Here is a 22578-nt window from a genome sequence, read left to right on the forward strand (position 1 = left end):
AGCGTGCACGGGCTTCATTCGCGTGTTTCGATTTGCATTAACGGCTCAGCGGGAGCATCGGAGGTTTGCTTGATTTTTCTTCTTCGCGGTCTTTTAGGAATAATGATTTCTTCGGTTGCCATCTCAACTTTTTCTGGCGGTGTCTCTATCATCACGAGGCCACTTTCCGTGAAATCCGGAAGTGTTTTAGTGATGTGAGATTCAGGTTGTTGATATGCAATAGCCGATTCATCCGGGAGATTATTGTTACTGGCTATTTGAGGATCGTTAGCAGGGTTTTTTGCAACTTCTTTCCTCGTAGATTGCTTCTTGGCAGGTTCAATGACTGGAGTCGATGTTGCAATATCCTGTATATGATTTGCCGAATTATCATCATTGGTCGATGCACTATCCGGAGCGTCCTGATTCTCAATCAAAGTCTTAGCGCGTACCGATTGATCGCGATTCTTATTCCCGCGATGCCGGCGCGTACGTTTACGATCTACGGGTTTTGCATCTATGCCGTCATGATTTTCTGTTTCATTGATGAGTGCATTGTCTGACGGTAATTTTTCTTCAAGATCCGGATCGGACTGTGGAGAAGGCCTGCTTCTGGCATTTTTTCGTTCTATGGATGGCTCCGGAGAATCACCAGATTCCGCCGGGGTGGCGTATTCTGCTGGTGTCGCAGCGACGATACCAGGATCTGTCAGTTCGCCTGGTTTGGTTTGTTTGTGCATAGAAGCATCTTTATTACGCTCATTGCGGTTTCTTCCACGCCGCCCTCTCGATCGCGTGCGTTCCTGAGACGTCTTGTTTTTATCAATGTCAAGCTGTTGTTTTTTCTCAAGCTCGGTTTTGATCTCTTCATTCTTAACAGGTTTAAACCAACCGAAGAATTTATCCAATAACGAAGTGTCGCGTGATTTATCTTCGCGCACTGGTGCGGGTAGAGTGGGGGTTATACCCTGAACCGCGGCTTGTGGACGGACAGGTTTATTTTTCTGCTCAGAAAATACGAGGTTGTTATCTTCAGTATTTTTCTCCACCAATTTATAACTGGCGACCGCTTCATTTGACCTTATGTCTTCCTGGCGTAAGCGATTAATACTATAGTTAGGCGTTTCGATATGAATATTGGGGATCAGAACAATATTGATCCTTTGACGTATTTCAATGTCATAAATTTCCGCGCGTTTTTCGTTTAGCAAAAAGGTGGCTACATCAACCGGCAATTGAACATGCAACGTGTTGGTGTTTTCTTTCATGGCTTCTTCCTGAATGATCCTTAGTATATGCAGCGCTGAAGAATCGGTTCCACGGATGAAGCCAGTGCCTTGACATCGCGTGCAAGGAATGTAATTACTTTCCCCTAATGAAGGGCGTAAGCGTTGGCGGGATAATTCCAGTAATCCAAAACGCGAAATTTTTCCTACCTGAATACGCGCGCGGTCTTGCCGCAATGCCTCATGCAATCGAGCTTCGACTTCGCGCTGATTGCGCTGTACATCCATATCGATAAAGTCGATAACAATTAATCCGCCCAAATCCCGTAGCCGCAATTGACGGGCGATCTCATCAGCTGCTTCAAGATTGGTATTGAGCGCGGTATGTTCAATATCCAGGCCGCGGATTGCGCGGGCTGAGTTTACGTCAACAGAAACCAGTGCTTCAGTGTGATCGATAACGATTGCACCGCCTGAAGGAAGAGAAACCTGTCTGGAATAGGCTGTTTCTATCTGATGTTCAATTTGAAAGCGTGAGAATAATGGAACATCATCATGATAAAACTTAAGACGATCCACGTTTGCAGGCATAACGTGCGCCATAAATTGACTGGCTTGTTCATAGATATCACGGCTGTCAATCAGGATTTCACCGATTTCCTGGCTAAAGTAATCGCGAATTGCACGGATAACCAAGCTGCTTTCTTGATAGATCAGAAAAACACCATCTTGATTATTGGCGGCTTCCTCAATGGCGTACCAAAGCTGTGTCAGGTAGTTCAAATCCCATTGCAGTTCTTCTTTGCTGCGACCGATCCCGGCAGTTCTGGCAATAATGCTCATGCCTGCAGGAATTTCAAGTTTTGCAATGACTTCGCGTAAATCATTGCGTTCTTCACCTGTGATGCGGCGCGATACACCGCCACTACTGGAATTATTAGGAATTAAAACCAAATACCGACCGGCCAGAGAGATATAAGTCGTTAATGCAGCGCCCTTGGTTCCTCGTTCGTCTTTGTCGACTTGAACGATGAGTTCTTGCCCTTCTTGCAGAAGATCCTGGATTCGCGCATTGGGAGTGCCGCTTTCAGCAAAACACGAAGGGGCAATCTCTTTGAATGGCAAGAAACCATGCCTTTCACAGCCGTAATCAACAAACGCAGCCTCCAGACTGGGTTCGACACGTGTAATAACAGCTTTGTAGATATTGCTTTTACGTTGTTCTTTGCTTACAGATTCTATATCGAGGTCAACCAGCGTTTGACCGTTTACTATTGCAACGCGCAACTCTTCAGGTTGTGTTGCATTAAATAACATTCGTTTCATTTACAAACCTTACGTGTTTTATTTGTCCATGCACTATCCATAATTTGCCGAATGGATAGATTTTTTCGGTGTACGTAGTTGTAATGAGGAGCTTTGGGTTTATTGTTTGAGTTACAAAAAATATTTGTCAATTATGTGTTTCTTTTTGTTAATTTATTTAATATGTTGGATTGTTCTTTATAGTTTCAATCTCAACGATATTTATAGATATTATGCAGACTGTTTAAGGTAACAGATTTTACATAAAGTTCCAAACGCAACTTTCCTTAAACCCGATCATTCATTAATCTAAGAGAGCATGGGCTTGATCAGCGAATTTATAATGCATATTTTGTCTTGAATAATTTAGTTCTTGCAGAGAAATAATGATTAATACCCCTTTAATTCCTTTGGAGTTTACATATTATATCTGGGATTTCATTAAATCAAATATATAATTAAAGTATGGAATCTATTACATCAATAACCAAAGAGTGTGTGAAAGAAGATGGAGATGATCAGCGGATCGATAATTTTTTATTCAAACGATTTAGGAATGTACCAAAAAATCATTTGTATCAATTGGTAAGAAGCGGTCAGGTGCGTGTTAACGGAAAGCGGATAGATGCTAACTATCGCTTGCAGTTAGGCGATATGGTGCGAATTCCGCCAGTCAGGACTGAAACAAAAGATTCTTTCAATCGAGCTGCAATTACTTGTGTAAATTTCTTCTCTTTTACTAATCTATATGAAGATGATGCAGTGCTGGCAATTGATAAGCCAAGTGGAATGGCTGTTCATGGTGGAAGTAACGTCAGCTTTGGCGTGATCGAGCAATTACGTGCGCAAAATCCATCATGGAAATTTCTAGAGTTGGTGCATCGTTTGGATCGGGAAACTTCGGGTGTGTTGTTATTGGCAAAAAAACGCAGTGCATTGGTCGAGCTGCATCGACAAATCCGCGAAGGCCTAGTGGAGAAACATTATCTGGTTATGGTCAAAGGCAAGTGGCGGAATGCTAAACAGCATGTAAGGCTGGCGCTTGACAAATATGTGACGGCCAGTGGTGAAAGGCGTGTCGCTGTAGTCACCAGCATTCGCCCTGGCAACAAGCCGATGACTTCTCATTCGATATTTAAGCTGGATAAATCCTGGGATAATTTCAGTTTATTGGATGCAGAAATAAAAACCGGCCGTACGCATCAAATCCGTGTTCACCTTGCACATTTGGGTTTTCCCATTCTGGGAGATGATAAATATGGTAATTTTGAGATCAACAAGCGACTCGCTAAAGGTGAGAGTGGCGGGAAAAGCAAACTGACGCGTATGTTTTTGCATGCTCATTCGCTGCAAATAACACACCCCGTTTCAGGACAGCGTATCAATCTGCGTTCGCCTTTGTCCAGTGATCTGCAGAAATTCATCGACGATCTGGATCGATTCTAACGGCCCGGTTTAAGTTCTTCTTATGAAGCCGCGATGATACAATGTACGATTAAATATCAGGATTGGTGGCAATTTGTTCAGTTTTAAACATGGTTTGCAAGACTTCCCAGACATTTTCTGCAATTTTCTTCTGTGCGACTTCGGTAGGGTGTATTCCGTCAGCTTGAAAGAATTCGTGTTTATCGCCAAAACCAGCGAGTAAGAATGGTATTAATTTGATTTGATAATTTTCGGCCAATTGCGGAAAGATGGCTTGGAACTTTTGTGTGTAGGTTCTGCCATAATTTGGTGGTAGCTGCATGCCGGCAAGTAAAACCAGTGCATTGTTTTGTTGACATTCTTCTATAATGGCAGCCAGATTCTCATAAATGGATTTGATCGATGCGCCGCGTAAACCGTCATTTCCACCAAGTTCAACGATAACAATCTCGGGACGATGTGTTTCAAGCGCTTGCCGGATTCGATTGCGGCCTCCCGATGCCGTTTCGCCGCTGATGCTTGTGTTGATGATGCGATAATCAGCATGTTTTGACTGTAATCGTTGTTCCAGCAGTGTAACCCAGCCTGCTTCGGTCGATATGCCATAACTGGCGGATAGGCTATCGCCAAAGACCATTATGGTTTTGGTCGATGCGACTGCCGGAGCGCAGATAGTAAAAACAACAATCAGAATAATCAGGAAATTTTTTTTCATGTTAGATAATGATGTTAATCAGCCCATTCTTTGGACTCATGCATTGACCAAGCAGGTCAATACCGGAGATACACAACTTACGATATTGCAAGATATCGATCTGCAAGTAAATGCAGGTGAGGCTGTTGCAATTATAGGCGCATCCGGTTCGGGAAAATCTACTTTATTAGGCTTACTGGCAGGATTGGATTTGCCAACCGCAGGGAAAGTTCATCTGGATGCAATCGATATTTTTACATTGGATGAGGATAGCCGCGCGGCTTTGCGCGGAAAAATTCTGGGTTTTGTTTTTCAATCATTTCAATTATTACCAGCGTTAACGGCGACTGAGAATGTGATGTTGCCTTTGGAGCTTTCTCAACAGAACAAAAATGCTGAAGCAATAGCCCGGAAATTGCTGGAGCGCGTAGGACTGGCCAAACGCCTGAATCATTATCCTAAACAATTGTCCGGAGGAGAGCAGCAACGCGTTGCCATTGCGCGTGCTTTTGCCACGGATCCTAAGTTATTGCTGGCGGATGAACCCACCGGGAATCTTGACTCGGCTACCGGTATACAGATAATTGATCTCATGTTTGAGCTTAATCGTGAGCATGGCACGACATTGGTTCTCGTTACTCATGATGAAGCGTTGTCACGGCGCTGTTCGCGTCAGATTCGTTTAGCGGACGGTAAATTGGTGCCATAGTTGCAGAAGCTTGGCATTATTGCTATTCATTCTATCTTTTTAGTACATTGATGATTTTCATTATGAACCATTTAAAATTGTCTTTCCGTATGCTACGCCGTGATTGGCGGGCAGGTGAGCTTAATGTTCTGGTGTTGGCATTGATCATTGCAGTGAGCGGTATGACCACGGTAGGTTTTTTTGCCGAGCGGGTGGAATTGGCTCTCACGCGTGAAAGTAATCAATTATTGGGTGCCGATTTGCTGGTCATTTCGAGTCGGCCCTTGCCGGATACTTATGCTGATGAGGCCAGCCGATTGGGGTTAACAATATCCTCGTTAACCAAGTTTCCCAGTATGATTTCTGATGGTGAGAATAATTTGCTCACGGAAATTAAAGCAGTGACTGAGGGATATCCTTTACGCGGGCGTATATATCTGGCCAGCCGCTCTTCAATGTCGCGTGCAGAGCAGCCAGAAATTACGATAGCCGACACCATACCGCAACCGGGTACTATTTGGGTGGATGAGAAGGTCATGACGCGACTTGATCTTAAAGCAAACGATGTAGTCGATGTCGGGGCGGCCCAACTAACCGTAACTGAACTGGTTGTGCGCGAACCGGATCACTCGGTAGGGTTCATCAACATGGGCGCACGCGCCATGATCAATGCATCCGATTTATTGGAAACGGATTTGATTCAGGAAGGTAGCCGTGTTTCGTATCAGCTGCTGGTGGCAGGTGAAGTAAAAGCAGTGCAGCAATTTCGCGATTGGATAAAACCACAACTGACAAAAGCACAAAGGGTGGAAGGTATTCGCGATGCGCGACCTGAAATTAAGGCCGCGTTGGAGCGTGCGGAAAAATTCTTAAGTCTGGCTGCATTGGCCAGCGTGGTTTTGGCAGCCGCAGCAATCGCGTTGGCGGTGCGCCGGTTTACTCAGCGCCATTTGGATGGATGCGCAGTAATGCGCAGCTTGGGAGCCAGCCAACAGCAACTGTTTCATCTCTATTGGTATTATTTTACTGCCTTGGGTGTTATTGCCAGCGCCATCGGCTGTTTGATCGGCTTTGCCGCGCAGCAAATTCTGACGCATTGGCTGATCGGTATCGTGGATACTGCATTACCCTGGCCAAGCTGGTTGCCAGCGTTGCAAGGATTGCTGGTTGGCTTAGTGTTATTAGTCGGTTTTGCATTGCCGCCGGTGCTGAATTTGCGTAGCGTTCCGGCGTTACGTGTGTTGCGCAGAGACATCGGCTTATCCAATACACACAGTTTGGCAGGTTATTTATTGGGATTGGTGACTTTGTCGCTGTTATTTATCTGGAAAGCGCAAGATCTGAAGCTGGGTCTTTATATCGTGACGGGGTTTGTTTCAGCGATTATCATTTTTGGCTGCCTGGGCTGGTTGTTGATTAAAGTGCTTTCAGGTCTGCGTCATCAAGCCGGCGGTGCCTGGCGCTATGGTTTGGCCAGTATTTATCGTCGTGCGATTTCCAGCGTATTGCAAGCCGTGGCTCTGGGATTGGGATTGATGGCATTGCTTGTGCTGACGCTGATTCAGAATGATCTGATTGACGATTGGCACGCTAGCTTACCTCCCAACGCGCCCAATCACTTCCTGGTAAATATACAAGTGGATCAAGTACAGTCGCTGCAAGAATTTTTTCAGCAATACGAGATAGAGCCGCCGCCGATGTATCCGATGGTCAAGGGGCGATTAGTCAAGATTAACGGTAAAAATGTATCACCTAAAAGTTATAAGGATGATCTGCATGCCGAGAGGCACATACGGCGTGAATTCAATTTAACCTGGGCAGACGAACTTTCATCGGATAACCAGATTGTGCAGGGGGCCTGGTGGAATACCGGTACCCATGAGGCTGAGCTGTCGATTGAAGAAGGCATAGCCAAAACCATTCGCGTTAAGTTAGGTGATGAACTGACTTATGATATCGCCGGAAGCCACTTCACGGCCAAAATTACCAGCGTAAGAAAAGTGGATTGGGACACTTTCAAGGCTAATTTTTTTGTTGTGGTACCTCCAGGTTTACTGGATAACTATCCGGCCAGTTTTGTCACCAGCTTCTATGTGCCACCAGCAGAAATTTCCATGATTCATGAACTTGTCAGAACATTCCCAAGCATTTTGGTCGTCGATGTGGCTATGGTTATCAATCAGGTACAGCAAATGATCCAGCAAGTTTCTCAAGCCATTGAATTTGTTTTCTTATTCACTTTGTTGGGAGGATTCGCCGTACTGTATGCGGCGATTGCCGCAACACAAGATGAGCGCATTTATGAAGCGGCCATTTTCAGAACACTGGGCGCCAGGCGGGAGCAATTGTCACGCGCTTGGGCGGCCGAGTTTGCGATTCTTGGCGGATTGGCCGGGTTATTCGCATCTGCCGGCGCCAGTGCGCTTGCCTATGTCATCAGCAAGCATGTTTTGCATTTCGACTACACATTTAATCCGTGGATCTGGGTGGTTGGCACATTGACGGGTATGATCGGTGTTTTGGTGGCAGGTTTGCTGGGTACGCGTTCGGCGTTATCCAGCCCGCCACTATTGACGTTACGCAAAATCGGTTAACTCGATGCCTGATTGGCCGACCCCGAAGCTTAAATCGCTGCCGCCACTGAGCTTATATGTTCATTTTCCGTGGTGTCTGAAAAAATGTCCTTATTGCGATTTTAATTCACACGAACTTCACACCGGCGAAAGCCGGGTGCCTGAAGAAGAATATGTTGCCGCGCTGATACAGGATCTTGAGTCTGCGCTTCAGGATGTGTGGGGGCGGCGGCTCAGCAGCGTATTTTTAGGGGGTGGAACGCCAAGTCTATTTAGCGCCGAAGCAATGGATGCAGTGTTGACAGCAGTGCGTACATTACTGCCGCTGGAACACTTCGTCGAAGTCACCCTGGAGGCTAATCCCGGAACGTTTGAAGCGCAAAAATTCGCGGATTTCCGCAAAGCGGGCATCAATCGCCTGTCGATCGGTATACAAAGCTTTAATCCGCAGCATCTGAAGGCACTAGGCCGGGTGCATGATGATCAGGAAGCGCATCGGGCAGTGAATATTGCACTGAAGTATTTCGATAATATCAATCTCGACCTGATGTACGCATTACCCGGACAAACCCTGGAACAAGCTCAGGCGGATATCGAGACGGCGTGTTCGTATGGTGTTACGCATATTTCCGCGTATCACTTAACGCTGGAGCCCAATACGCTGTTTTACCGCTTTCCGCCCAAGCTGCCCGATGATGAAGCAGCGGCAGCGATGCAGGATATGATCGAACAAACAACCTCGGATCATCAGTACCGTAATTATGAAACTTCGGCATTCGCGCGTGCAGGGAAGGAGTCGCGTCATAACGTGAATTACTGGTTATTTGGGGATTATGTCGGCATCGGTGCAGGCGCGCACAGCAAAATCAGCTTTGCCGATAAAATCGTGCGCCAGATGCGCTATAAACAACCCAAGGAATATCTGGCCAAAGCCCGAATGGGAGAGTCATTAATCCAGACCCGGCAGGAATTGACGGTCGCAGATCGGAGCTTTGAATTCATGATGAACGCGCTGCGGCTCACCGGTGGATTTGATACGCCGCTGTTTCAGGAGCATACCGGCTTACCGATTGCTGTCGTGCAGCAACAACTGGATGAGGCAGAACAGCGCGGTTTGCTGGTGCATGACCATCTACGCATTAAACCCACTGTGCTGGGTCGGCGCTTTCTGAACGATCTGCTGCAAATCTTTTTGCCCGAAAACACGCCATCCGATAATACGCTAAAATCGTTGCCTTGAATGGGTTCGAGGGAGAGCGGAGTCATGGCGTATGTAAAACCGGAAGAAATTGTCGAAAACATGTTGCAGGCAGGTGCCAAAAAGGCGAGCCTGCCAGTCAGGCAATTGCTGATCCGTGGTTTTCTGGCAGGCGCTTTTCTCGGTTACGCCACGACATTGGCGATTCTGGCAGCGACACAGACAGGCTGGGGGATGGCGGGTGCGCTGGTGTTTCCGGTGGGTTTTGTTATGATTGTACTGCTCGGATTGGAGTTGGCCACCGGCAATTTTGCGTTGATTCCAATTGCAGTCAAAGGCCAAAGAACCTCATTGAGCCGTTTGCTTGTCAACTGGACCTGGGTGCTGGCCGGTAACTTGATTGGCAGCGTTACGTATGCCTATTTATATTGCATTGTGGCGACCAAAATGGGGGCGATTGATCCGGAAACCATTCCCGCATTGCAACGAACCATTGCGATTGCCGAAACTAAAACGCTCGAGTACGCCAAATTGGGTTTCGATGGCACGATCACGGCTTTTACCAGCGCAATATTATGCAACTGGATGGTGACGCTGGGTGCCGTGATGGCTTTCACGTCCAGCACCACCGGCGGAAAAATAGCCGCAATGTGGCTGCCGATCATGACCTTTTTCGGTCTCGGTTATGAACACGCCATCGTCAACATGTTCGTAATTCCCGCTGGCATGTGGCTGGGCGCGGATATCACCATCGCGGATTGGTGGTTATGGAATGGATTGCCGGTGATTGCGGGGAATCTATTGGGTGGGATGATGTTTACCGGGTTTATGTTGTATTGGAGTTATGGTCAAGCAACCAATCAACTTTAACTTGCAATGTACTGTAGTTTTGCACCTGAATGTACGGATCAGATTTATGAATATAACGAATATTCTTCTCAGAAATTATTTGTAATCATACTCAAGGTTATTATGCCTCGAATTGGCGCTTTGCTTCCGTTATCCCGAGAACACCATACATCGCTAGTGTTAGCGCGTGCTGCCCGGAAAGCGGCGGAGAGTAATGACATGGCTACTTGCTTGGCGGCGGTGCAGCGTATCGAAGCGCACTGGCAGGATGTGCTGGTGACGCATTTTGCTCAGGAGGAAGCATTGTTGCAGCTTGCCAAAGACGTATTGGATGCTGATATTATTACGCGTATTCTTGCTGACCATGAAGAGCTGCGCAGGCTGGCTTGCGAATCTTGTGCGCTCGATCCCGCAGCGCGTCTGCGCCGGTTTGGCGATTTGCTGGCTGCGCATGTGCGATATGAAGAGCGTATGCTTTTCCCTCAATTACAGTCGCATCCGGCTATTGTTTTTGCAACCGAAGAATCAATCCAATCTATACAGAGAGGTAAAAATGGTGAATTTTCCTGATTTTTATGAACAGGCTCCAGTCGTGCGTACTCATGATCCGTTTGCGGCCATGTTGGGCGCTGCTCAAGATGGTCGGTTCGACTATCATTATCTGGATGCTGTGCGTCTGGCCGGGCATTCCTGTCCAACCGTTGCCGGAGCATTTTTGATCGGGCGCGCGGCGCTGGCCGTGCTTTATCCGGATGAGCCTGCGGAACGTGGCAATATCGCCGTGCATATGCCCGCACCGGAGGATGATGGCGTCACCGGCGTCATGGCGCAAGTATTGACATTGCTCACGGGCGCTGCCGCAGGTAACGGTTTCCACGGAATACGCGGGCGCCACCGGCGCAAGGGATTGCTCAGTTTTGCATCGCAGCGCGAAGGAGAAGCTATTGTTTTTACGCGCCTCGACACCAATGCAAGCGTGGCGGTGACGCTCGATGTTTCGTTGATACCGGCTGACCCCGCTCAGGGGGAGCGCCTGATGGCTATCCTGCAGGATTGTGCCGATGTGGTGCAGCAGACTGCATTTGCTGATGCGTGGCAGGAGCGCGTGCGGCGCTTGTTGCTTGAGTTTGCCGATGATCCCCGCGTAATATGCGTTACATCTGTGAATTGATTAGAAGATCGTGACTTCCCGCAGTTGCAATTGCATTCTTGGATCGGTTGTGCAGCGCGCAATAGAATCCGGCTATCCTCTCGATTTTATCCTATACTTTCTTCGCTGCGCTCGACCGAGAACCGGTAGCCTGTCCCGCGCACGGTTTGCACCAGATTTTCCTTACCGACTGTTTCAAGAATTTTGCGCAGCCTGCGGATATGCACATCAACGGTACGATCTTCGATAAAAACATGATCGCCCCAGACACGATCCAGCAATTGGGCTCGCGTGTGTACGCGTTCTTTATACGCCATCAGAAAGTGCAATAAACGAAATTCCGTTGGACCCAGTATGATTTCTGTAAGTTTGGCAGGATCATACTCCGAGTACACGTGAACCCTGTGTGTCGTGGGATCCAGTTTCAGGCCGCCAATATCGATAATTTCATCGGACATTTCGGGTAAACGGCGACGCAGCACCGCTTTAATCCGGGCCAGTAATTCGCGTGGGGAAAAAGGTTTGGTGATGTAATCATCCGCTCCGGCTTCCAGTCCGGCAATTTTGTCGTTCTCTTGAATCCGGGCTGTCAGCATGATGATCGGAATGGTTTTGGTGCGCTCTTCGCGTCTTAAGCTGCGTGCAAATTCTAAACCGGTAATATCAGGCAGCATCCAATCCAGCAATACCAGATCGGGCAAGACATTGTTGATCAGAAGTTTTGCATGTGTCGCATTCCCCGCGCATAAAACCATATGACCTGCCTTTTTTAAATTAAGCGCGATCAATTCCTGAATTGCAAGTTCATCTTCAACAATCAGTATTGTTACAGCCATCAACTACTCCATTGATATTCGCTATCAGCTAACAGATGTTGTAATAATATTAATAAAGCATGACATATTTATGACAATCAGATGAATGTAATAAATATTTCTCATTGACAGCTGATTGATGCATTCGATTGTAATCCAATCAATCAGCAGAAAAGGTGGAAAACGAATGGAGACAAGGCGTAGTAACGTCAACACTACAATGACAAGATAAGAGACCTCTGCACAATACGCGTGCTACACAGCAGTCGTGATACTGAGTCAATTTCATAGCCTGTAAAAGTGGCGGTTTTTGCAACGAAGGGGGAAATTCATAGGCGGATTTTACCCATGCAGAATTGATTCAGGCTAAGCCGCTTTTCTGAAGGTCAGGTTGATTCGATGTGTGCCTGTTAAGGGATGACAGGCTTCCTTGATTGGCAGCACACCGTGGTAGTGCAGTCTCGCCGGCCCTCCCCATACCATGATGTCACCATGTGTCAGTTGCACTCGCATCGGCTTGTCCTTCCGGCGTAAGCCGCCCCACAGAAAAATAGCCGGAATTCCCAGCGAAACCGAGACGATAGGAGCGTCAAAGTCGCGCTCATTCTTGTCCTGATGCAAGGAGAGCCTTGCCCCAGGATTGTAGCAATTGACGAGGCAGGCATCCGGCTTGAAGTCGTTGAAACCGGTGCTTGCCGCTGCGTCTTGCGCCAGTTTTACGAAAACGGCCGACATGTGAGGCCAAGACTTGCCGCTTTCCGGGTCTATCGCATCATAACGGTAGCCTGTGCGATCCGTGATCCAGCCATAGGAACCGCAATTCGTCAGCGCCACGGACATCCGGAAGCCGCCGGGAGTGACCATATGACGAAATGGGGCTCTGGTTGTAATATCGCGCAACGCTTCCAAAATAGCAACTTCATACGGAACCGCAAAGCCATGCAACACTATTGCGCCGGGACACAGCTCTTCCCGCTCTGACTGGCATTGCTCCATATCCTGAAACAGGCTCAATGTCATTTTTATCCGCTCTCAGATTGCATCGTGAAATATTATTCCGACGGTATGGCGATGGCCAGAGTGCAGGCGGCTGACGCCGTGCCGCATATTAACCCGATATATTCCCCGCGTGCCTTGCACCGGCCTGTAATGCACTGCAAACACCACCGCATCCCCCTGCCTGAGAGGAACAACCTCGGGGCGCGACTGCATGCGCGGCCGCTGCTCGGTCAATACAAATTCGCCACCCATGAAATCCCGCCCCGGCTCCGATAGCAGTACAGTGAGCTGAATCGGAAACACATGCTCCCCGTACAAATCCTGATGCAGGCAGTTATAGTCACCAGATCCATATTGCAATAGCAATGGAGTTGGACGGCGCTGGCCCGCCTCGTGACACCGTTTAATGAATTCCGCGTGCTTGACTGGATACTGAATATCGACGCGCATCGCTTCATTCCAGCGGTTTGCGATGGGCGCCAGCCACGGATATATAGACGTTCGCAGTTCCGAAATGATACCGGGAAGCGGATAGCTGAAATACTTGTATTCTCCCCGGCCGAAGCCATGACGCTCCATCACGACGCGGCTGCGAAAAATCTCATCGCGCGGATAAAGACCGGCCAATGCTTCGCATTCCTCAGGAGCAACGAGATTTTCGATTACCGCGAAACCCTGTGTATCCAGATTATCCGACATCCGTTTCCAATCGATGGTCTTTATAAGGTCGGCAATATCCTTGGCCGGTGTAATTTCTTGTACTTTCCTGCTCAGCTCGTTCATCGTATTCATGCCTGTAGCTCCCTAGCCGGTATCACCGTCTCTTTCTCAAGAAGCATACGCTTGCGTTCCACACCCCAGCGATAGCCAGCCAGGGCACCATCGTTGCGTACCACTCTATGACAGGGAATGGCGATTGCCAGCTTGTTCGTGGCGCAGGCCTGCGCCACGGCCCGCACCGCGGCCGGTGAACCGATACGTCTGGCAATTTCTGTATAACTAGTGGTCTGGCCTACGGGGATTTCGCGCAGTGCCTGCCACACGCGCTGCTGAAATGCGGTACCGCGGACATCCAGCGGCAACTCAAGACCAATACCGGGTGCTTCGATAAAACCGACTACCCTGGCGACGAGCTGCTCGAAATTAGCATCTCCCCCGATCAGGTTGGCGCGAGGGAAGCTATCCTGCAGGTCGCGTACCAGCTTATCGGGATCGTCACCAAGAAGAATGGCACAAATACCGCGGTCGCTTTGTGCCACCAGGATCGATCCCAACGAACATTCACCGATGGCAAAGCGTATTTCCGCTTTGGTACCACCAGCACGGTAACTGCTCGGCGTCATACCCAGAATCTTGTTTGATTTCTCATAGAAACGGCTGTTGGAATTGTAACCCGCATCAAAAATGGCGTCCGTCACGGCACTGCCACGGCCACGGCCACGGCCGAGTTCATCACGTATTCTTTTCTCACGCAGCGCCGCTGCATACTGCCGGGGCGTCAATCCAGTAATTTGCTTGAATATGCGGTGGAAGTGATAGGCGCTCATGCCCACCTGCTTTGCTAGTGCATCCAGACTTGGAGCGCTTCCCAATTCTTCAATAATGCGGCAGGCTTGGGTAATCCTCGCCGCATATTGCTCAACAAGTGATGATCGATCAGGGCGGCAGCGTTTGCACGGCCGGAAACCCGCTTTTTCGGCTTCTTCGCGCGTGGGATAAAAACCGACATTTTCCGGCCGAGCCAGACGGGCCGCACAGGAGGGACGGCAGTACACACCCGTGGTCTTGACCGTGTAATAAAACTTGCCATCCGCTTCAGGATCACGCGCGACAATGGCGGCCCAGCGCGGGTCGTTAACTGTTTCGGCAGCGAGTCTTTCTTTTTTCGCTAACGCATTCATGATGTGCTCCTTTAAGAAGTTGCAGATTGATTTGATACCGGCTAGCAATTTATCAACGTCAGCAATCGCGCGCACTCCGAGTCTTGCTTTCGAATTCAATGATCAGTTAGCTGTTGGCAGACTTGACCGGCAATCGTTCTACCGCTGATCGTTTGTGTCAATGCTTTATCGCAGGTTCCCACGATTCGGTTCCACACCATAACTTATCTGCCTGATCTGTTCCCCTTTAATTCCTATAGCGCCTTGCTCCAGTGCGCCCGCAACTCGTTGTTGAGTTTAACCAGGCCGGAATGACAGTTCAACGAAAACCATCCATCTCTGTCGCTCCGCATCGGTGTCGGGGTTTATTTTGACGCAGGAAGCAGCAAAGAAGAATCGATTTGAAAGCAAGAAGCGGAGTGCCAAAGTGAAAACATGCGGTTAACATTCATCCCAAGTCATTAGTAGTGTTGCTGTCGATGACCTACTCCACTTTCTTACAGCAACAAAACGAAAGGAGATTAATATCATGTCACAAGCAAATAAAGAAATCGCTGGCCGCTGGTTCACCGAATACTGGCAGAAGGGAAATGTGGCGATTGTCGATGAACTTGGTGCGGAAGATCTCGTGTTTAGCTACCCTATGCATGGAGAGCTGCACGGCCGCGAGCCGGTTAAAAAAATGCTGATCGAGTTTCGCGAAGCTTTTCCCGATCTTAGTTTCAAGGTGGTCGGCGACATAATTGCAGAAGGCGATTACGTAGTTGGGCGCTGGGAAGGTGGCGGCACCCATACAGGTTCGGCTTTCAGCGATCTGCCCGTCGGTTCCCTTCGAGCTGCAACCGGCAAGAAAATTCATTTTTCGGGAACAAGCGTTTTTCGTATCCGGAATGGCAAGGTTGCAGAAGAGATCGGCCAAGAACAGGCGTTGACCGCGCTACAACAACTCGGTCTGGTACCCACGAAATAAAGCTGAAAGGCACGCCTGGATGCCATCGGGTGTAGGGAGGAGAATTATGCTCCTCCCCCTGCCGCTTTTTCCCGGAAGCAACAGGGAGGAAGCGGTGCTATTTACAGATTCAAATCATTGGTAACTACTTGATCAAAATTTTCAGGGTTGTGCAGAGGTCTTTATAAGGATTAACTGCTAATAACGCGTATTCCTTATGCCCAGGTTCGATCTGCGTGCTAAATCTCCGCGCCTTCTTCTTTGATAATTACGCAGCCTCGATCTCAATCAGCACTTCGTTCGGATTCACCGATTCGCCTTTCACCACATGTACGGCTTTGACGGTTCCAGCGATCGGTGCAGTAATTTCAGTTTCCATTTTCATTGCTTCCGTGACTAAAACGGGTTGTCCGGCGGCGACTTTCTGGTTAACCTTGACCAGCACGTCCAGCACATTGCATGGCATGCTGACGACGACATCGCCTTCACTGGCGGGGCGCGGACGTTTACTGGCGATGCTGCTTTTGACGGCACCTTGCGTGCCGCCGTCCAGCACGATTTCATCGAGCGTTTCGACGACAACTTCTTCCGGAACGCCGTCCACCATAAAATAAAAGTGCCGCAAGGTTTCATTTTTTGGGCTGGTTCCGGTGACTCTGATGTGATACGACTCGCCGTGCAGTGCGACATTGAATTCAGTCGGTGCTTTTTGTACACCACTACCCGTTGTTACGGTTGTTTCCAAAGGTTCAGGTATCAGGTGACCGGTTGACCGGAGTTCCAGGAATTGCTTGCCGACTTCCGGGAACATGGCATAACTCAACACATCTTCATCGTTATTTGCCAGATGGCCAATTTCCCGGCGTAGCTGTTCAAATTCCGGTTTCAATAGATCCGCGGGGCGGCAATCGATAATGTCTTCTTTGCCGATCGCGCGTTTTTGCAAACTGGCATTCATCGGCGCGGGTGCTTTGCCGTAGCCGCCTTGCAAGTAGCGCTTCACTTCATTGGTGATGGTGGAATAGCGTTTGCCGGTCAGAACATTGAGCGCTGCTTGCGTACCGACGATCTGCGATGTGGGTGTGACCAGTGGAGGATAGCCCAAATCCTTGCGCACTCGCGGAATTTCTTCATAGACTTGATTAATCCGATCTAAAGCATTTTGTTCTTGCAATTGATTGGCCAAATTTGAAATCATGCCGCCGGGAACCTGAAATACGTGAACCCGGGTGTCGACGCCAGTGAATTCGCTTTCAAAACGGTGGTATTTCTTGCGGATCTGCACAAAATAATCGTTGACTTCCTGTAATTTTTGCAGATTCATGCCGGTATCATATTCCGTACCTTGCAGCGCCATTGCCAGACTTTCAGTGGGCGGATGGCTGGTACCGCCCGACCATGACGATAATGCGGTATCGATATGCCGGCAACCGGCTTCGATAGCCTTCAATTGACACATTTCGGCGAGTCCGGCGGTGGCATGGCAATGTAAATGGATGGGCAGATCGACCGCTTCTTTCAGTGCGGTTACCAGTTCATGGGTGGTATATGGTGTCAGCAGACCAGCCATGTCTTTGATGGCAATCGAATCGCATCCAAAATCGGCTAAATCTTTGGCCAGCGATACGAAGCTGTGGACATTGTGAACCGGACTAGTGGTATAGCAAATGGTGCCTTGCGCATGCTTGCCGCATTCCTTGACGGCTTGGATGGCGGTTTTTAGATTGCGCATGTCGTTCAATGCGTCAAAAATACGAAAAACATCCATGCCGTTTTCAGCGGCTTTGTTTACAAAGGCACGCACCACATCATCAGAATAATGACGGTAGCCCAGCAGATTCTGTCCACGCAACAACATTTGCAGCGGCGTATTGGGCAGGGCAGCCTTTAGTTTGCTAAGGCGCTCCCAGGGATCTTCCTTAAGAAACCGCAAGCAGGCATCGAACGTCGCGCCTCCCCAGCATTCCAAAGACCAGTAGCCTATGCTGTCGAGCATCGAACATGCTGGCAGCATGTCTTCGGTGCGCATCCGGGTGGCGATCAGGGATTGATGCGCATCGCGCAGGATGACATCGGTAATATGAACTTTTTGCATGATTTTCCTTGATTAACCAGTAAGTCTGCTCACAGACCGGTATGCGAAGCCATTGCGGCGGCTATGACGCTAGCAAGGACTTCGGGTCGTGGCTTGTCGGAATAATTGATCAGAGCAGGATTCTGCTCAACAAAGCCGGTATTGAATCGGGCCGCACGAAACTGAGGGTGCTTCAGAATCTTTAAATAATAGGGAATAGTGGTTTTGATGCCAAATAATCCCATATCGCGCAATGTACGCTGCCCGCGTTTAATCACATCTTCCCAGGTCAGCGCGTTGACAATGACTTTTGCGACCATGGAATCATAAAAAGGAGGAATTTCATAGCCGGTGTAAATCGCGGTATCAGTCCGAACGCCTGGGCCACCGGGTGCATAATAGCGGGAAATGCGGCCAAAACTGGGTAAGAAATTATTTTTTGGATCTTCGGCGTTGATCCGGAATTGCATTGCATAACCTCGCCGCACGATCTCATCTTGCTTGAAGCGCAACGGCAAACCGGCCGCCACGCGAATTTGTTCCTCGACAATATCGACACCGGTGATTGCTTCAGTAATGGTATGCTCGACCTGTACTCGCGTATTCATTTCCATGAAATAAAACCGGCCGTTGTCATCCAACAGAAACTCGACTGTGCCGGCATTAATATAACCGACCGATTTTGCGGCAATTACTGCGAGACCGCCAATATACTGGCGCTGTGCTTCGTCCAGTTGCGGGGATGGTGCAATTTCGATGAGCTTCTGATTACGGCGCTGGATCGAGCAATCACGCTCGTAGAGGTGAATCACATTGCCATGATGATCTGCTAGAATTTGTACTTCAATGTGTACCGGATTGACGATGCATTTTTCCAGAAAAACATTGGCACTGCCGAATGCCTTGGTGGCTTCGGAAATGACCCGGGCGTAATTGTGCTTCAGCTCGTCAGCGTTATCACAGCGCCGGATGCCGCGCCCGCCGCCACCCGAAGTGGCTTTCAACATGACGGGATAACCAATCTGCGCTGCGACTTCCTGTGCTTCTTCTATGGACTGCAAATTACCTTCTGAACCGGGCGTAACCGGGAGGCCGGCAGCTTTCATTGCCTTCCGGGCTTCGGTTTTATCGCCCATACGATGAATGACGTCGGCATTTGGTCCAATGAAAATCAGGCCGCGTTGCTTACATGCGCGCGCAAATTTTGCATTTTCAGAAAGAAACCCGTAACCCGGATGTACTGCATCACAACCGGTCGCCAGAGCTAAATCAACCAAGGCATGGATGTTCAGATAGCAGGATACCGGATCGCTGCCGATGTAATAAGATTCATCCGCTTTTTTGATATGTAACGCGAAACGATCCGCTTCCGAATAAATAGCTACCGAGCGAATACCCATCTCAGCACAAGCGCGAATGATGCGAACAGCAATCTCGCCGCGATTGGCAATAAAAATTTTACGTAACATCATATTTGTAATTTGGAGCGCTTTGAAAAACTGTAATGCGCGTATTCTACCCGATCAATTCTGGAATTTATCCGGCATTGAGTCAAGACGATCATTTTTCAATGCAAGATGATGGCTCAATACCGGAATTTGATTGATTTGTTGTGGTAATAGTTATTTGATAACAATGGATTAAGAAATTATTGTTTTCGAATGAGTTTGACACTTATTTCAATTTCCAGTACGTTTCTTTTCAATTATGAGCGATGCTTATTTTTCAAATGAATTTTACTTTTTTCTATAAAGGTTATTGATGAAGTTCGAAACCATCGCTATTCATGGCGGCTATAGTCCTGATCCGGCTACGAAAGCAGTGGCGGTGCCGATCTATCAAACGACATCCTATGCCTTTGACGATACCCAGCACGGCGCCGATCTTTTCGACCTGAAGGTTAGCGGCAACATTTATACGCGTATTATGAATCCGACCACTGCCGTCCTTGAGCAGCGCATGACCGAGCTTGAAGGTGGAATCGGTAGCCTTGGATTAGCCTCCGGTCAAGCGGCGCTCACTTACGCGATTATGAATATTGCCGGAGCTGGTGACAATATCGTGTCGGTAGGTACGCTCTATGGCGGTACCTATAATCTGTTCGCACACACATTGCCACAGTATGGCATTGACGTCCGCTTTGCCGATTATCGTGATCCATCCGGTTTCCAAGCGTTGATCGACGATCGTACCAAAGCGGTCTACTGCGAATCTATCGGCAATCCGCTTGGCAATGTCGTGGATATTACTGCTTTGGCCGAGGTAGCGCATACGGGTGGTGTACCGCTGATTGTGGATAATACGGTACCAACGCCATACTTATGCCGCCCGTTTGAACATGGTGCTGATATTATCGTGCATTCTTTGACGAAGTACTTGGGAGGTCACGGTAATAGCATTGGCGGAGTGTTGATAGATTCGGGCAAATTTCCCTGGACGGAGCACAAGGAAAAATTCAGGCGCCTTAATACCCCCGATGTTTCGTATCATGGGGTAGTATATACCGAAGCACTCGGTGCGGCGGCCTACATCGGCCGGGCACGAGTTGTACCACTGCGTAACATGGGAGCGGCAATTTCGCCGTTTAACAGTTTTCTGATTCTACAAGGTATCGAGACGTTGGCAGTACGTATGGATCGCATTTGCGAGAGTGCCCTGGCTGTTGCGCAATATCTCAGAACACATCCGAAAGTGGGCTGGGTCAAGTATGCCGGTTTGCCGGATCACCCCGAGCATGCGCTGATGCAGCAATATATGGGTGGACGTGCGTCCGGCATCCTGACCTTTGGTGTTCAGGGAGGTATCACTGGCGGCGCGCGCTTCCAGGATGCGCTCAAGCTGATTACCCGCCTGGTAAATATTGGGGATGCCAAGTCGCTTGCCTGTCATCCCGCCAGTACAACGCATCGTCAGCTAAATCCGGATGAGATGAAAAAGGCCGGAGTGTCTGAAGATATGGTGCGCTTGTCTATCGGCCTGGAACATGTTGATGATCTGAGAGATGATCTGGAACAAGCATTGGCGGCCGTTTGATTTTCTCCTAGAGCTGTATGGCATGATTTGAAATTTTAATGCATACGTATCATGTTTCTCCTGGTTTCAGAATATCTCCATCGACGTAAAACCATATTTCAGCTTCGCGAACAAACCGGCTGATTTCATGTAATCGATGAGCTCGTCCGTTTATTTTGTAGCGTGCGATAAATTCAACGATGGCGTGATTCACCGTGGATTGTTCATGGTGTTTGATGACCAATCCCAGCCATTGTTTTGGCAATTGATCGATTATTCCTAAGGAGGCCGGGCGTGTATTGCGGTGCCAGGTTGCCAGTAGATAGTCCTCATAATTCAGTGTGTACGCCGTGTAACGTGAACGCATGAGGATTTCTGCGGTGGCGGCCAGTTCGCCCAGATTAAGATAACGATTGCAGCAATCAGCATATTGTTTGCTGCTGCCGCACGGACAAGAGCAAGTCAATGTTTCTAAATGGATGGCTTTCGTATTCATATACAATGTGGTTTATCTGTCAGTGTAATTTATCATAGTCTGCAGGAATATTGCCTGGATCCCTATAATGAACACCTCATTACGTCGGATAGCGCATTTGGATATGGATGCTTTTTATGCTTCGGTTGAACTATTGCGCTATCCTGAGTTGCGTGGCTTGCCGGTTGTGATCGGTGGGCGCAACGAGCACCAGCCGGTGATAGGAGAGGATGGCAGAAGGCATTTTTACCCCTTGCGTGATTATATAGGTCGTGGTGTTGTTACGACCGCTACCTACGAGGCACGTGCTTTGGGAATCCATTCCGCCATGGGTGTCATGAAAGCTGTGCAACTGGCGCCGGATGCAATTCTGTTGCCGGTGGATTTTGTTACTTACCGGCATTATTCGCGCTTGTTCAAAGCCGCTGTTGCGGGTATAGCACCACAAATTGAGGATTCCGGTATTGATGAGATATACATGGATCTGAGTGACTTGCCTGATGAAATATTGCCATTGGCGAAACGTATCAAACAGGCGGTACAGGATGCCACCGGACTTTCCTGTTCGATTGGGGTCGCGCCGAATAAGCTGTTATCTAAGATTTGCTCGGATTTGGAGAAACCGGATGGTTTGACCATTATCGGGATGTCAGACATTCCGGAGCGGATTTGGCCGTTACCGGTACATAAAATTAATGGCATCGGCCCTAAAGCCGCCAATAAACTGGCGTTACTGGGTATTACTACGATTGCTGAACTGGCACAGGCCGAACTAAGTTTCCTCCGTGCTCACTTTGGCCGCAGTTACTCCGTTTGGCTTTATGAAGCATCGCGCGGCATCGATTCACGCCCGGTAATTACTGATGCGAAGCCTAAGTCCATCAGCCGGGAAATTACATTTGAACGGGATTTGCATCCGCGTCAGGATCGTTCCGATTTATCTGAAGCATTCAATGCATTGTGCATTCAAGTTGCCGATGACTTGAAGCGCAGAGGTTACGTTGGCCGTACTATCAGTATCAAGTTACGCTTCGAAGATTTTCATACGCTTACGCGCGATTGTTCATTGAGTGCATATACCGGGGATTCGATTCTGATACGTCGTGCTGCCGGAGATTGTTTGCGGCGGATTTTATTGAAGAAAAGAATTAGATTGCTCGGTATAAAAGTTACCACACTTTGCTCCATTAACGCCGCTACTGGAGCTGCGCTTCGGCAAAGAGAGTTGCCGCTGATGCCATGACGCGTTGAAAATGACGGCCTGCGAATGATCCAATTAGAACCGCT

The 22578-nt window shown here is 48.6% G+C and carries 19 protein-coding genes; 10 read left to right on the top strand and 9 right to left on the bottom strand.

Annotated features, from left to right (window positions below; all coding sequences use genetic code 11):
- Positions 1 to 14: 14 nt before the first annotated feature.
- The gene (locus tag C4S39_RS06575) at positions 15 to 2531 is read right to left on the bottom strand and encodes an Rne/Rng family ribonuclease (protein WP_103966241.1); all 2517 of its coding nucleotides are present in this window, start codon (positions 2529 to 2531) and stop codon (positions 15 to 17) included.
- Positions 2532 to 2975: 444 nt separating this feature from the next.
- On the opposite strand from C4S39_RS06575, the gene C4S39_RS06580 reads away from it, so the two are divergent.
- Entirely contained in the window at positions 2976 to 3956 is a 981-nt protein-coding gene (locus C4S39_RS06580; protein ID WP_103966242.1) for an RluA family pseudouridine synthase, read from the top strand.
- Between the two features lie 49 nt (positions 3957 to 4005).
- On the opposite strand, the gene C4S39_RS06585 is transcribed toward C4S39_RS06580, so the two are convergent.
- Positions 4006 to 4650, bottom strand: coding sequence for an arylesterase (locus C4S39_RS06585; protein WP_258039320.1), 645 nt, complete (start codon positions 4648 to 4650; stop codon positions 4006 to 4008).
- Here C4S39_RS06585 and C4S39_RS06590 point away from each other — a divergent pair.
- The 6 genes from C4S39_RS06590 (at position 4649) to C4S39_RS06615 (ending at position 11108) form a co-directional block, all read left to right on the top strand.
- Positions 4649 to 5338: an ABC transporter ATP-binding protein gene (locus tag C4S39_RS06590; RefSeq protein ID WP_103966243.1), complete on the top strand. Its 690-nt coding sequence runs from the start codon at positions 4649 to 4651 to the stop codon at positions 5336 to 5338. The two genes, C4S39_RS06585 and C4S39_RS06590, sit on opposite strands and share 2 nt — an antisense overlap.
- 62 nt (positions 5339 to 5400) lie before the next feature.
- Positions 5401 to 7911, top strand: a complete 2511-nt coding sequence (locus C4S39_RS06595) for an ABC transporter permease (protein ID WP_103966244.1) — start codon at positions 5401 to 5403, stop codon at positions 7909 to 7911.
- Between the two features lie 4 nt (positions 7912 to 7915).
- Entirely contained in the window at positions 7916 to 9130 is a 1215-nt protein-coding gene (hemW, locus tag C4S39_RS06600; protein WP_103966245.1) for a radical SAM family heme chaperone HemW, read from the top strand.
- Between the two features lie 24 nt (positions 9131 to 9154).
- Positions 9155 to 9958, top strand: a complete 804-nt coding sequence (locus tag C4S39_RS06605) for a formate/nitrite transporter family protein (protein WP_103966246.1) — start codon at positions 9155 to 9157, stop codon at positions 9956 to 9958.
- 102 nt (positions 9959 to 10060) lie between these two features.
- Positions 10061 to 10507 carry a hemerythrin domain-containing protein gene (locus C4S39_RS06610; RefSeq protein ID WP_103966283.1) on the top strand — a complete coding sequence of 149 codons (447 nt, stop codon included), beginning with the start codon at positions 10061 to 10063 and terminating at the stop codon, positions 10505 to 10507.
- Positions 10491 to 11108: a hypothetical protein gene (locus C4S39_RS06615; protein ID WP_219817923.1), complete on the top strand. Its 618-nt coding sequence runs from the start codon at positions 10491 to 10493 to the stop codon at positions 11106 to 11108. The genes C4S39_RS06610 and C4S39_RS06615 overlap by 17 nt, the downstream gene beginning before the upstream one ends.
- A gap of 86 nt (positions 11109 to 11194) precedes the next feature.
- On the opposite strand, the gene phoB is transcribed toward C4S39_RS06615, so the two are convergent.
- The 4 genes from phoB to ada all read right to left on the bottom strand — a co-directional run bounded on the left by phoB (position 11195) and on the right by ada (position 14802).
- Positions 11195 to 11923, bottom strand: a complete 729-nt coding sequence (phoB, locus tag C4S39_RS06620; protein ID WP_103966247.1) for a phosphate regulon transcriptional regulator PhoB — start codon at positions 11921 to 11923, stop codon at positions 11195 to 11197.
- Positions 11924 to 12268: 345 nt separating this feature from the next.
- Positions 12269 to 12922, bottom strand: coding sequence for a DNA oxidative demethylase AlkB (alkB, locus tag C4S39_RS06625; protein ID WP_103966248.1), 654 nt, complete (start codon positions 12920 to 12922; stop codon positions 12269 to 12271).
- A gap of 12 nt (positions 12923 to 12934) precedes the next feature.
- Positions 12935 to 13693, bottom strand: coding sequence for a 2OG-Fe(II) oxygenase (locus C4S39_RS06630; protein ID WP_103966249.1), 759 nt, complete (start codon positions 13691 to 13693; stop codon positions 12935 to 12937).
- On the bottom strand, positions 13690 to 14802 hold the full coding sequence (gene ada / locus C4S39_RS06635) for a bifunctional DNA-binding transcriptional regulator/O6-methylguanine-DNA methyltransferase Ada (protein ID WP_103966250.1): 1113 nt from the start codon (positions 14800 to 14802) through the stop codon (positions 13690 to 13692). Before ada ends, C4S39_RS06630 begins: the two co-directional genes overlap by 4 nt.
- Before the next feature lie 508 nt (positions 14803 to 15310).
- On the opposite strand from ada, the gene C4S39_RS06640 reads away from it, so the two are divergent.
- A complete protein-coding gene (locus tag C4S39_RS06640; protein ID WP_103966251.1) occupies positions 15311 to 15751 on the top strand; it encodes an ester cyclase in 441 nt (146 codons plus the stop codon).
- A 247-nt stretch (positions 15752 to 15998) separates the two neighbouring features.
- Here C4S39_RS06640 and oadA read toward each other — a convergent pair whose 3' ends face one another.
- Together oadA and C4S39_RS06650 are read right to left on the bottom strand one after the other, a co-directional pair.
- Positions 15999 to 17825: a sodium-extruding oxaloacetate decarboxylase subunit alpha gene (oadA, locus tag C4S39_RS06645; protein ID WP_103966252.1), complete on the bottom strand. Its 1827-nt coding sequence runs from the start codon at positions 17823 to 17825 to the stop codon at positions 15999 to 16001.
- Between the two features lie 29 nt (positions 17826 to 17854).
- Positions 17855 to 19273 (bottom strand): acetyl-CoA carboxylase biotin carboxylase subunit, encoded by a 1419-nt coding sequence (locus C4S39_RS06650; protein ID WP_103966284.1) that lies wholly within the window; start codon positions 19271 to 19273, stop codon positions 17855 to 17857.
- Between the two features lie 292 nt (positions 19274 to 19565).
- Here C4S39_RS06650 and C4S39_RS06655 point away from each other — a divergent pair, with 292 nt between their 5' ends.
- Entirely contained in the window at positions 19566 to 20837 is a 1272-nt protein-coding gene (locus C4S39_RS06655; RefSeq protein WP_103966253.1) for an O-acetylhomoserine aminocarboxypropyltransferase/cysteine synthase family protein, read from the top strand.
- A gap of 49 nt (positions 20838 to 20886) precedes the next feature.
- Here C4S39_RS06655 and C4S39_RS06660 read toward each other — a convergent pair whose 3' ends face one another.
- On the bottom strand, positions 20887 to 21312 hold the full coding sequence (locus tag C4S39_RS06660) for a YchJ family protein (RefSeq protein WP_103966254.1): 426 nt from the start codon (positions 21310 to 21312) through the stop codon (positions 20887 to 20889).
- Positions 21313 to 21379: 67 nt separating this feature from the next.
- Between C4S39_RS06660 and C4S39_RS06665 the strand changes: the two genes are divergently transcribed.
- Complete coding sequence (locus tag C4S39_RS06665; protein ID WP_103966255.1) at positions 21380 to 22534, top strand: DNA polymerase Y family protein; 1155 nt, start codon at positions 21380 to 21382, stop codon at positions 22532 to 22534.
- Positions 22535 to 22578: the final 44 nt, after the last annotated feature.

The sequence above is a fragment of the Nitrosomonas ureae genome (genome assembly GCF_900108305.1).
In the GTDB taxonomy this organism is placed as follows: Bacteria; Pseudomonadota; Gammaproteobacteria; order Burkholderiales; family Nitrosomonadaceae; genus Nitrosomonas; species Nitrosomonas ureae_B.

Coding starts and splice junctions, on each gene's coding strand:
- C4S39_RS06575 (WP_103966241.1), bottom strand. CDS start 2,531: ATGAAACGAATGTTATTTAATGCAACACAACCTGAAGAGTTGCGCGTT.
- C4S39_RS06580 (WP_103966242.1), top strand. CDS start 2,976: ATGGAATCTATTACATCAATAACCAAAGAGTGTGTGAAAGAAGATGGA.
- C4S39_RS06590 (WP_103966243.1), top strand. CDS start 4,649: ATGTTAGATAATGATGTTAATCAGCCCATTCTTTGGACTCATGCATTG.
- C4S39_RS06585 (WP_258039320.1), bottom strand. CDS start 4,650: ATGAAAAAAAATTTCCTGATTATTCTGATTGTTGTTTTTACTATCTGC.
- C4S39_RS06595 (WP_103966244.1), top strand. CDS start 5,401: ATGAACCATTTAAAATTGTCTTTCCGTATGCTACGCCGTGATTGGCGG.
- hemW (WP_103966245.1), top strand. CDS start 7,916: ATGCCTGATTGGCCGACCCCGAAGCTTAAATCGCTGCCGCCACTGAGC.
- C4S39_RS06605 (WP_103966246.1), top strand. CDS start 9,155: ATGGCGTATGTAAAACCGGAAGAAATTGTCGAAAACATGTTGCAGGCA.
- C4S39_RS06610 (WP_103966283.1), top strand. CDS start 10,061: ATGCCTCGAATTGGCGCTTTGCTTCCGTTATCCCGAGAACACCATACA.
- C4S39_RS06615 (WP_219817923.1), top strand. CDS start 10,491: ATGGTGAATTTTCCTGATTTTTATGAACAGGCTCCAGTCGTGCGTACT.
- phoB (WP_103966247.1), bottom strand. CDS start 11,923: ATGGCTGTAACAATACTGATTGTTGAAGATGAACTTGCAATTCAGGAA.
- alkB (WP_103966248.1), bottom strand. CDS start 12,922: ATGACATTGAGCCTGTTTCAGGATATGGAGCAATGCCAGTCAGAGCGG.
- C4S39_RS06630 (WP_103966249.1), bottom strand. CDS start 13,693: ATGAATACGATGAACGAGCTGAGCAGGAAAGTACAAGAAATTACACCG.
- ada (WP_103966250.1), bottom strand. CDS start 14,802: ATGAATGCGTTAGCGAAAAAAGAAAGACTCGCTGCCGAAACAGTTAAC.
- C4S39_RS06640 (WP_103966251.1), top strand. CDS start 15,311: ATGTCACAAGCAAATAAAGAAATCGCTGGCCGCTGGTTCACCGAATAC.
- oadA (WP_103966252.1), bottom strand. CDS start 17,825: ATGCAAAAAGTTCATATTACCGATGTCATCCTGCGCGATGCGCATCAA.
- C4S39_RS06650 (WP_103966284.1), bottom strand. CDS start 19,273: ATGTTACGTAAAATTTTTATTGCCAATCGCGGCGAGATTGCTGTTCGC.
- C4S39_RS06655 (WP_103966253.1), top strand. CDS start 19,566: ATGAAGTTCGAAACCATCGCTATTCATGGCGGCTATAGTCCTGATCCG.
- C4S39_RS06660 (WP_103966254.1), bottom strand. CDS start 21,312: ATGAATACGAAAGCCATCCATTTAGAAACATTGACTTGCTCTTGTCCG.
- C4S39_RS06665 (WP_103966255.1), top strand. CDS start 21,380: ATGAACACCTCATTACGTCGGATAGCGCATTTGGATATGGATGCTTTT.